General features: G+C 55.2%; 7 protein-coding genes. 6 read left to right on the top strand and 1 reads right to left on the bottom strand.

What is annotated here, in order from left to right:
• Window positions 1–50: 50 nt before the first annotated feature.
• The 6 genes from hisS to ACKI61_RS12815 all read left to right on the top strand — a co-directional run bounded on the left by hisS (window position 51) and on the right by ACKI61_RS12815 (window position 9096).
• Window positions 51–1328: a histidine--tRNA ligase gene (gene hisS / locus ACKI61_RS12790; RefSeq protein ID WP_407458064.1), complete on the top strand. Its 1278-nt coding sequence runs from the start codon at window positions 51–53 to the stop codon at window positions 1326–1328.
• Window positions 1325–2971: a GDSL-type esterase/lipase family protein gene (locus ACKI61_RS12795; protein WP_407458065.1), complete on the top strand. Its 1647-nt coding sequence runs from the start codon at window positions 1325–1327 to the stop codon at window positions 2969–2971. Before hisS ends, ACKI61_RS12795 begins: the two co-directional genes overlap by 4 nt.
• Window positions 2968–4641: a GDSL-type esterase/lipase family protein gene (locus ACKI61_RS12800; protein WP_407458066.1), complete on the top strand. Its 1674-nt coding sequence runs from the start codon at window positions 2968–2970 to the stop codon at window positions 4639–4641. The genes ACKI61_RS12795 and ACKI61_RS12800 overlap by 4 nt, the downstream gene beginning before the upstream one ends.
• Entirely contained in the window at window positions 4641–6491 is a 1851-nt protein-coding gene (locus tag ACKI61_RS12805; RefSeq protein WP_407458067.1) for an MBOAT family O-acyltransferase, read from the top strand. The genes ACKI61_RS12800 and ACKI61_RS12805 overlap by 1 nt, the downstream gene beginning before the upstream one ends.
• A 70-nt stretch (window positions 6492–6561) precedes the next feature.
• Window positions 6562–7332, top strand: a complete 771-nt coding sequence (locus ACKI61_RS12810; protein ID WP_407458068.1) for a DUF2334 domain-containing protein — start codon at window positions 6562–6564, stop codon at window positions 7330–7332.
• Window positions 7333–7350: 18 nt separating this feature from the next.
• Entirely contained in the window at window positions 7351–9096 is a 1746-nt protein-coding gene (locus ACKI61_RS12815; RefSeq protein ID WP_407458069.1) for an AMP-binding protein, read from the top strand.
• Here ACKI61_RS12815 and ACKI61_RS12820 read toward each other — a convergent pair.
• Window positions 9093–10994, bottom strand: a complete 1902-nt coding sequence (locus ACKI61_RS12820; RefSeq protein ID WP_407458070.1) for a family 43 glycosylhydrolase — start codon at window positions 10992–10994, stop codon at window positions 9093–9095. The genes ACKI61_RS12815 and ACKI61_RS12820 overlap by 4 nt on opposite strands.
• Window positions 10995–11368 lie beyond the last annotated feature (374 nt).

Below are 11368 nucleotides of genomic sequence, written 5' to 3' on the forward strand. Positions count from 1 at the left end.
TGGAAGAGGCCCCGGGTCCGGGGCTTTTTTTTGCTAAATTTGCTCGTACTATGAGCATTTCTATTCCTCAGTTGCCTAAGGGCACACGCGATTTTTACCCGGAAGCCGAGCGCATCCAGAACTACATTTTTGACACTTGGCGTAGCGTCGCCGAATCTTTTGCCTACGAAGAATACGAAGGCCCGATGTTTGAACATCTGGAGCTTTATACAGGCAAGTCCGGCGAAGAAATCGTAAGCCAGCTTTACAATTTTAAAGACAAGGGCGACCGCGAAATCGCACTCCGCCCCGAAATGACACCGACGCTCGCCCGCCTCGTGATCCAGAAGGCCCGCGAACTCAAGAAGCCTTTCAAGTGGTTCTCTATGCCGCGCCTTTTCCGTTACGAAAAGGCTCAGAAAGGCCGCCTCCGCGAATTCTTCCAACTGAACATGGATATTATCGGTACCGAAAGCATTTACGCCGAAGCCGACCTGATGGCAGCCATTGCTACCATGCTCCGCAAGTTCGGTCTCAAGGACGGAGAATTTGCGATTGGCGTCTCTAGCCGCAAATTGCTCGCCACCTACCTCGAAGAAATCGGTGCACCGAATCCCTCGCTGGTGTACCCGGTGCTTGACCGCCGCTTGAAAATCGGACCCGAAGCGTTTGCCAAGGCTCTGGCCGATGCAGGTCTCAGCGAAGACCAGGTGAAAAAGCTCGACGACTTCATGAGCTGCAAGAGCATCGAAGAAGTCAAGACCAAGGTGCATAGCGAAAACGCGACTGCCGCCCTCGCCGAAATCGAAGACCTGTTCGCAACGCTTACCGCTGCAGGCTACGGCGAATGCGTGAACCTGGACCTCAGCATTGTTCGTGGCCTCGCCTACTACACCGGCATCGTGTTCGAAGTATTCGACAAGGGCAAATCCATGCGTGCTATCGCTGGCGGTGGCCGCTACGACAGCCTCACCGAAAAGCTCGGCGGCGAACGCATCCCCGGAGTCGGCTTTGGCATGGGCGACGTGGTTTTGGCAGACTTGCTCGCCGAACACAACTTGCTCCCGAGCCCGAAGCAAAGCGTCGACTTCTACATCGCAAGCTTTACAAACGACATGAAGAAGGTGTTCGAAACCGCACAAGTGTTCCGAGCAGACGGAAGCAAGGTTTCCCACCCGCTCGCCCCCATGAAGATGGGCAAGCAGCTCGACCAGGCCAACTACCAGGGTGCAAAAATCGTCGTATACGTAGACGGTTCCAAGGCCGCCGAAGGTGAATTCGAATACAAGGACATGCGCACCGGCGAAATGTTCGTCGGAAACGCAGCAGCGATCATTGAACGTCTATGATGTCCCCCTTAAAAGTCCTCCTTTCCATCATCAACCTGTTCGTCGTTCTCGGTATCGTTGCCGTCATCTACCCTGAAGGCGGCATCCACATCGGAGAATACACGCTCCGTTACCCGAAACTCACCGACATCTTCGAGAAGGCCCCGCAGGCATCGGGCGATTCGCTGGCCGATTCCATTCAGCAGGTCGACCCCGAAGAAGCCATCCGCGAAATGATGGAAGCGACCAAGCGCAAGGAATTTGCCGCCTACAGCGACTCGCTCAAGTTCTACGAAGACTTTTTCAAAAAAGGCAAGACCCGCTTCGACCTGCCGAACAACGACCCCACGTGGTTCGACCGATTCTTCTTGCACCTGGAACTCGCTTCGCTCGACTCCAACGTAGTCCATATCATTCACTATGGTGATTCGCAGCTCGAAGAGGACCGAATATCGGCAACGATCCGCGAGGACCTGCAGGACGAGTTCGGCGGTGCAGGCCCAGGCATGATGCCTGCCATTATGACAGTACCTTCGCAAACCACAAGCCATTCCAACAGCGGAGCCCTTTCGCGCTATATTCTGTTTGGCCCCAAGGAAGAGGAAGCAGACCACAGCCGCTACGGACCGCTCGCCCAGTTTGCAAAGCTTGAAGGCGAAGCGTCCATCACCATCCAGAAGCGCAAGGAACAGCGCAAGAACACCTTTAGCCATGTTGGTGGCTACAGCACTGTTAAGCTTTTGACCAATAAGGGAGCTCGCATCAAGGCAAAGCTCAACGTGAACCAGACCTTCGTCGAAATCGTCGGCGAAGACGAAGAGGGTAATCCGAAGGAAAAACGCACCACCAAGGTGGTGGATGCCGGCGAACCGACCGTTGAGACATTCAACAAGCTCAAGGTCTACACCTGGAAACTCAAGGACACGACATCCATTGCCAAGATGTATCTGTCCGGAAACGGCGAAATCTACGCCATTTCTGCTGATGGCGCTTATGGCGTCGCGGTCGACAACGTCGCCATGCGCGGCTCTTCGGGCACAATCTTCCACCGCATCGACCCCGAGCTCCTTGCCGAATCCTACAAGGCGATGAATGCAAGGCTCATCATCATGGAGTACGGCGGAAACCTTGTCCCTGGCACAAACTCCGGAAACATTGACTGGACCAAGAAACTGATTACCAGGCAGATCCAGGCCATCCAGAAGGCGAATCCCGACGCAGACATCCTGTTCATCGGTCCTGCCGACATGGCCCGCCAAAAAGACGGACAGTGGCAGACCTACGCGGGACTCAACATGACCATCAGGGCACTGCGCGAAGTGGCTCTCGACAACGGGGCCGCCTACTGGGACATGCACCGCGTGATGGGCGGAAACGGCTCGATGATCAAGTGGGTGAACAAGGAACCCGCCCTGGGCTTCACCGACCATATTCACTTTACGCGCCGCGGGGCCGCCTACATGGGAGACCTGTTCTGTGCGGCACTTCGCATGCACTACGACTACTTCAAGTTCCGTGACCGTCACAACATCAGCGACGAAAAGCTGAAGGACATCCACGAGTGGAAGGAAAGCGAAAAGGACAGCGCGAAGGCAATCGACACGACGCATGCCAGCGCTGATACGGCTAGTGCCGATACGGCTCGTCCGGAGGCCAAGCAATGAAACGAGTTTTCTTCTTCTGCATCGCGCTTATTGCAACGATTTTCGCCAAGGAACTGACACTCACTCCCGGCAGCTACACGCTCGACCTCTCCCGCTACGACTTTATTGACACGACCCAGAACGTCATCCAATACCCCAAGGGGAATGCCGCCTTCACGGCATTCTTCAACAAGATGGACACGCTGGTCTTTGAAAACCGCGGACAAGTCCGCATACTGCACATCGGCGGTTCACACCTGCAAGCCGATGTCATTTCGGGCCGTATCCGCGAGCACTTCATCAAAGAATATCCGGGAGCTTCTGCCGGCCGCGGCTTCGTGTTCCCTTACTCCGCTGCACGCACCAACACGCCGTCCAGTTACGCCAGCTATTACAGAGGCATCTGGGACATGAACAAGAATGTGCAGCGCGAAATCAAAAAGCCGCTCGGGCTCCTTGGCATCGCCGTCAGCACATCGGACCCGCGCGCAGAAATTTCGCTGCTGCTCGACAAGTACAATTCGGAACCCATCTGGGGCGAGACAAAGCTTAGGCTCTTTGGCTACAGCGATGCAGGCGATGTCGTCCCGGTATTGCGCGTTGATTCCACCGACATCTACGGCGTTCTTGACACCACAAGCCAGAGCTACGTGTTTACGAGTCCGCGCCCGATAGATACCATCCAGATAGCATTTCGCTGGCAGGATTCCCTGAAGCAGGCTTCTGTAGCGCAGTTCATCACGGACTCGCTGTTGCAGGATTCTATCGCCCGTGCCGTCGAGGACTCTCTGAAAAAAGCTAACGGAGACACGGCCAAGTCTCCCTCCCCTGCCGAAGCCACCGCAAAGATTCCAAACAACGTGGCCTTTCCCGAAGTCGCCCGCGATTCCATGTTCCAGGGCGAATGCGATGTGATGGACACTGCATGCCTTATGCGCGAAGAAGCCAAGGCAAAGAGCGGTTCGCGCCGCTGCGCCGACATGGCCAAGAAACCCACAGTCAATTACGCCGAAGGTGAACTTGACTCGACCAATGTCGCCGAAGAGCACTGCATCCCCGACACCATAGCCGTTCCCGATTCCGTCAAGCAGAATGCTCGTCCGCGCTTCACACTCACCGGAATCCTCACCGAAAACGACGCCCCGGGTATCACCTACACGGGCGTGGGCATCAACGGAGCGAAAGTCCACGACTACTTCGAAGAAGTCTGTCCCTTGTTCGAAAAGGAACTCGCCTACTACAAGCCCGACCTGGTGATCTTTGCCATCGGCATCAACGATGCGAATGTGCAGCACTTCAACGACAAGCAGTTCAAGGACGATTACGACAGACTCATCGCCCGAATCAAAAAAGTAAACCCGAACGCAGCGATTATTTTCGAAACCAACAACGACATGTACCGTAAGGTCAAGAGAAAACGCTATGTGCAGCACCCGAACGGAGACATCGCTCGCAAGGCGTTCTTCTCGCTCGCCGAAAAACATGGCGCAGGCGTCTGGGACAAGTTCAGCATCATGGGTGGCCTAGGCTCCATGGCCAAATGGGAAAAGGCGGATCTCGCCAAGGCCGACAAGGTGCACTTCAAGCTCGCAGGCTACAATCTGCTCGGCGACCTGTTCTACAAGGCGATCATCCAAAGCTACCAGGAACACATCGCGAACCTCCCTGCCCAAACGAGAGGTGATAAATAATGCTCGACTACCTGATTCCTTATTTAACAAGAACGTTCTCGTTCGACGCGAATAGCCCGCTACTGTTTACGCAGTTCTACTTCTGGGGATTCTTCGCCGTCGTATTTGCATTCCTTACGCTGATCAAGAGCCGCATCGCGCTCCGCAACGCCTTCCTGTTCGCGACGAGCCTTTTCTTCTACTACAAGACGAGCGGAAGCTATGTCTGCATCCTTATCTTCTGCGTCATTGCAAACTTCTTCATCGGCAAGTGGATTGAAAAGGCGGAGTCCCATTGGAAAAAGAAGTTCCTGATGATCGTCGTGGTCATCATAGACTTGCTTGTCCTGTGCTACTACAAGTACTCCTACTTCTTCCTGGACGCCCTTTACGACTTTACCGGAATCGAGTTGCACGTCTACAACTTCTTCGCGGCGGCAAGCAACAAGATGTTCGGCACGCACTCGCTGGTAGACACCATCATTTTGCCTGTGGGCATCTCGTTCTTTACCTTCCAGGCGATGAGCTACTGCATCGACATCTACCGTGGTAAAATTTCGGCAGTCAAGAACATCCTGGATTTCGGATTCTATCTGTCCTTCTTCCCGCAGCTAGTGGCTGGCCCGATTGTCCGCGCCGACAAGTTTGTACCGCAGCTGTACAAGAAGTACTTCCTGCCGCGCCGCACATTCGGTGTCGCCGTCTTCTGGGTGCTGAACGGACTTGCAAAGAAAATCATCTTGAGCGACTACCTGGCCACGAACTTTGTGGACCGCGTCTTCGACACCCCCCTTCTGTTTACCGGATTTGAAAACCTGATTGCACTGTTCGCCTACTCACTGCAGGTGTATGCCGACTTCTCGGGCTACACCGACATCGCCATCGGTGTCGCACTCCTGATGGGTTTCCGCCTGCCGCAGAACTTCAACAGCCCCTACAAGGCGCTCAGCCCCACCGAATTCTGGCGCCGCTGGCACATCAGCCTTTCGAGCTGGTGGCGCGACTACCTGTACATTCCGCTGGGTGGTAACCGCGGAGCGTCCATCGGGACATTCTTCTGGATGGGCTTCTTGAGCCTCGTCGCCATCATGCTTTCGGGTAGCATCTGGGTTGCCGTCGCTCTCATCGCACTATTCCTCTACATTTCCATCTACGCCTACTTCAAGCCGGACTCCCGCAAGTTCATCACCACCAACATGAACGCCATGGCAACGCAGATCGTGGGAGGCTGGTGGCACGGTGCCAGCTGGAACTTTATCATCTGGGGCGGCCTCAACGGCTTTGGCCAGGTGTTCAACAAGATCTGGTGCAAGCGCAGCCTGACCTTCCGCGCAAGCGCCGCTTTCGTGCTGTTCGCCACAAGCGCCATCATCTTCAAGCAGACGCACACCGCCATTTTCGCCATCACGGCGGCCTATTTCGGGGTTCTGTTTGTAGGCGTCTACTCCGTGCTCCTGTTCCGCCTGTTCAGCGAAAAGACCTTCCACTGGCTCTATGTCGCCTGGAACGTTTCGCTCACCTTCGTGTTCATCACCTTCACGCGTCTCTTCTTCCGCGCAGGCTCGAACCTGGACCCCGCCGAAGCGAACGAGGTCGCCTGGAACACGGCAAAGAACATGGTGCAGCAGATGGGAACCGCCTGGAAACTCGATACCATTCCTACCATCGCCTGGGAGCACATGAACATCATCCTGGTGTTCATCGCGGGCATGCTCATTCACTGGGTGCCGAAGAAGGTCAAGATGCGTTACCGCATCGCGTTTGCCTCGCAGCCGATTCCCCTGATGGTTATCAGCACGGCATTCATCATCTTCGTGATTTACCAGTTCATGAGCGCAGATTCCTGCCCGTTCATCTACTTCCAGTTCTAGTTTGTTACGCCCCGTGCGGCGTAATTTGCTAAATATACCGATGTAAAACATTCCAAGACAGGTTACTCCTATGGAAATCAACAAAGACATCGCTGACATCCGCGCCGCTGAAGCCATTCTGCACAAGAAGAAAAAATATCTGCTGTGCTACCATAATTTTAATGTGAAGAACTGCAAGAAGTCTGCCGAAGAAATTCGGAAAATTGCCGCCGTCGCGGGGTCCCCCATCTCGATTGCGGTGGTGCCGTCCATCGGGGGCGTCCCCGAATCTGAAGCGGACGTGTTCCGCGAAGAAATAGGCAAGTTCGTGCAGGAAGGCTACGAAATCCTTCTGCACGGGGTTCGCCATAATGCCGACCTATTCATCAAGCGCAACCCCATAGGCAAGTTCGCTCTTTCGATTTCACACAACGGAGCCGAATTCGCGGGACTTAACAAGAAGCTTTCCCAAATGCTCCTGGACCGCAGCATCGCGCTCTGGAAGGCTCATGGTTTTGGACGCCCGGCAGGCTTCATCGCCCCCGTCTGGCTCGACAACAAGCACCTCAAGAAGCAGGTGCTCGAACAATTCAACTTCTACGAAGACATGTTCTACATCTACCGCAAAGTCGGTGGACGCGTCAAGCAGGCCTTCTCACAGATTTTGACGTTCTCCATTATTCCGAAGCCTCTACTCGGGATCATGCAGGTATTCTCAAGACTTGCTCTGCTGCTCTACCGCGGCACTCCGCGCTTGGTGTTCCACGCCGGCGACATGCAAGCCATGGGCGAAGAGAACCTGCTTTCACTCGTTAAATTCGCGTCTGCCAAGCGCGAAAAGATTATGTACGGTGATTTGTAGTACCACGGGAGACACACGATGATACTGAGCAGATTCCTAGAACGTACCGAATACTCCTCATACGAGGACCTATACAATAATTTTAAGCTGACCATCCCTGAAGATTTCAACTTTGCCTACGATGTTGTTGATGAATATGCCAAGACCGAACCCAGACGCGAAGCCTTAGTGTGGTGCGACGACAACGACGAGAACCACATTTTCACCTTCAAGGACCTTTCGATTGCCTCGCAGCGTACCGCAAACTTCCTGAAGGGCCAAGGCGTCAAGAAGGGCGACCGCGTGATGCTCATTCTGCGCCGCCGCTACGAATTCTGGTTTTTCCTTTTGGCGCTCCACCGCATAGGTGCAATCGCCATTCCGGCAACCAACATGCTCGCCGCCGAGGACTTGGAATACCGTTTCAAGGCGGCCGACATCAAGATGGTCATCTCCTACGATGACCCCGCACTCCAGAAAGAAATTGAAACCGCCTGCGAACACACGCACATCGTCGAAAAGCTCGTGACGATTGGACAGTCACGCCAAGGCTGGATTAACTTCTACGACGAATACGAAATATGCCCGCGCGAATTTGAACGACCGAACGGCGAAGATGCCACCCACAACGACGACATCATGATCGTCTACTTTACGAGTGGCACCAGCAGCAACCCGAAAATGGTGGCTCACACCTTCAGCTACCCGCTCGGACACATCGTGACCGCCAAGTACTGGCAGAACGTGGTCGACGGCGGCCGCCACCTGACTGTCGCCGAGACGGGCTGGGCCAAGGCGCTCTGGGGCAAAATTTACGGCCAGTGGATTGCAGGATCCGCCGTTTTCACCTACGACATGAACGTGTTCATTCCGGGCAAGCTGCTCGAAAAAATGCAGCAATACAAGGTGACCACCTTCTGCGCGCCACCAACCGTCTATCGCTACATCCTGCAGCACGGCGTCGAAAAGTACGACCTTTCAAGTCTCGTGTACTGCACTACCGCCGGCGAAGCGCTGAACCTGGACATCTACAAGAAGTTCTTCGAAAAGACGGGGCTCAAGCTCCACGAAGGCTACGGCCAAACGGAACTCACGCTCACCACCGGAAACTTCGAATGGATGGAGTCCCGCCCCGGTTCCATGGGCAAGCCCTCCCCCGGTTACCGCATGGACATCGTGGACGCCGATGGCAAGAGCTGCGGTCCCGACGAAGTCGGCGAAATCATCATCAAGATTGACGAAGGCAAGCCCTTCGGCATGTTCGGCGGCTACTACCGCGACGCGGAACGCACCGAGAAAGTCTTCGAAGGCGGCGTCTACCACACCGGCGATACCGCCACCCGCGACAAGGATGGCTACTTCTGGTTTGTGGGCCGCACCGACGACCTGATCAAGAGTTCCGGCTACCGCATCAGCCCTTTCGAAGTGGAAGAAGTGCTCCACAAGCACCCCGCCGTGCTTGAAGTGGCAGTTACAGGCGTCGAAGACAAGTCCCGCGGCCAGGCCGTGAAGGCGACTGTGGTGCTTCAGAAGGGCTACGAAGCATCCAAGGAACTTGCCAAGGAAATCCAGTTGTTCGCAAAGAACGTGGCGGCCTCCTACAAGAGTCCGCGCATCATCGACTTCGTGTCTGAACTGCCGAAGACCATCAGCGGGAAAATCCGTCGCGCCTCCATCCGCGACAAGGACAAGGACGACGCGTCTAAGGAAGCAGCCAACGCCGCTGACGCAGCAAAGGCAGCCGCAACCGAAAACGCCGAAGCAAAAGAATCCAGCGAAAGCTAGAACATCACCCTATACGGGATTTGCTTATCATACCGCCGCCCCTTGAGGTCGCGGTATTTTTTGTTTTGAGCAGGCAGCCGCATATCGTCGCGGGATACGGCCGGACGCGCGAATTTACGGATTGCAGTCGTCGTATCCTTCACGCCTTCGTCGAACTTGATGTTGCCTACGAGCGTCTCGCCGCCAAGACCTTCTGCGGTCAGGTAGAAGTCCTGCACGCCCTTGAGTTCCGGCAGGTTGGAGCAGCGCACGTCAATCCACTTGCTCGCGTCACCCGCCGAGGGTAGTTCGCATTTCGAAATCACGTCGCCCTTCTTGCTTTCCTTACGCAGCGAGAGCGTACCGCCGGCTCCGTTCTTCACCTGCACAAGCACGCCCGGGCCCACGATGGAATCCGTAATCACGTTCTCGAAAATCGCGTAGCCGCCGTCCTTGATGGCGAACTCGTCCTTGTCCGTCAAACGCACGCGGATGCCGTTATCGAAACCGTTCGCGGGAATCGTATCGCGGATGATGCGCAAGAAGTCGAGACGGTCCAGTTCCGCATAATGCTTGCCCTTCGTAATCTCGATGAAGTTCGAGCCGCGCTTGAGTTTCGCGGGGATGTACACCACCGACTTCTCGGGGAATGCGCTCCATGCGCCCGTCAGCGGCAGTTGCACTTCCTGGTTCTTGCCGTTGATGCTCACGAAGTGCGAGCTGCCGTTCGCGCCATCATCGGTCCAGTTGTTATCGTAGCGGTAGCGAATCAGGTACTCGCCCGCCTGCGGGATAATCATCGGCAAGCGAATCTTGCTGTCTTCGTAGTTGATGTAGGCGCAAAATTCCCCGTTCGATGCATCGGAACTGCTCGAAATATCCACATGCGTCAAGGCGCCATGTTCCGCCTCTGCGCTCAGGTAACGCCCGAGGAACGGCTGCCCCAGTTCCGGCCAACCGTCGTCGGTGTAGACGATATCGCGAACTTGTATGTAAGAATTTCCGCCGTCGTTCTTGTCGTAGTAATGGTTCACGAAACGCTGGCGGTTCACGTCCTGGAACGCCTCGCCGCCCGCGGGCCCGTAGTAGCGCCCGTAACGGCTCAGCAGAATCGTGCCGCCACCATTCAATAGAGCCTTGCCACTGCGGTCCACGTACCCGCCGTCAATGCGGTTGGAGCGCCCGACCGTCGTCTTGTAGGAATTGTTCTCGAGGTCGGCACCCTTCTTGCAGCAGTTGTCCCACGCCGTAAACAGGTAGTAGTAACCGTCGTGCTCGATGAGGCTTGCGCCCTCGATGCCCGAACCGCCGCGGTTCGCGATGTTCTGCATCTTGGCTCCGTCCTTCACCTTGCCTGTTTCTTCGTTCAGTTCCAGAATGTGGATGCCCGTGCCCCACGAACCGAACGCCATCCAGACCTTGCCATCGTTGTCCTTCAGCACTGCCGCGTCAATCGCGTTGTAGGCGTCGCTCTTGACCGTGTGAATCACCTCGCCCATGTCCGTCCACCCGTAGCCGGGTTTTGTCGGGTCGATTTCCTTGCTCGCCATGAAGCCCATGCCCGACGAGCGAATGCCCATCTCGGAACCGCAATAGTACATGCGGTATTCCCCGCCAATGTAATGGATATCCGGCGCCCAGATGTCAATCATGTTCGGGGCGTAGTCGTAAAGCCACTTTGAAAATTCCGGCATGGCGGGCTCGCCGTTCTTCCAGTTCAGCGCATCCTCGGAGAACTGCATGAGCATGTGGTTGTCCGTCGTCGCGAGCGCATAGCCGTCCTCGTAACGGATGATGTCCGGGTCATGCCCCGCCCAGCGCGTCTCCTTCGCGTACCAGTCGGCCGCAAAGGCCGAATAAGCTAAAGTAAGTATTGCCGCAGTCGTTACGACAGAAGCCTTGCCAATCCCGAATTTCATTTTTCCTCGCTTTACCCATACACCATACCCTAAATTTATACACCCTTAAGCCATTCGTCAACCACCCAACAATCCAATACCATTGATTTTTTCACAATAAAAAAATGGCCCAAAAGTCAAGAATCTATCCAATTTTTCTGATTTTTTCAGCGTCAAACCGCTTGCGAACCCGCATAAAATAAGGTATATTCAAAAGTAGATCTTATAGGGGCTCTTTATGAGCAGGGATAAACCAAAAAGTCGCACCAGAGCCATTCGAGTTTCTCGGTATGGCCCTCGGGGAGAATCATTCCGGAATGTCCGCCGTCCCATTGGAAGTCGGACATTTCTCCTTGCAGGGTGGCGGTCTCGAGTACTGGCCCCTGCTCGCTGTC

This window comes from Fibrobacter sp. (assembly GCF_045601785.1).
GTDB lineage: Bacteria > Fibrobacterota > Fibrobacteria > Fibrobacterales > Fibrobacteraceae > Fibrobacter.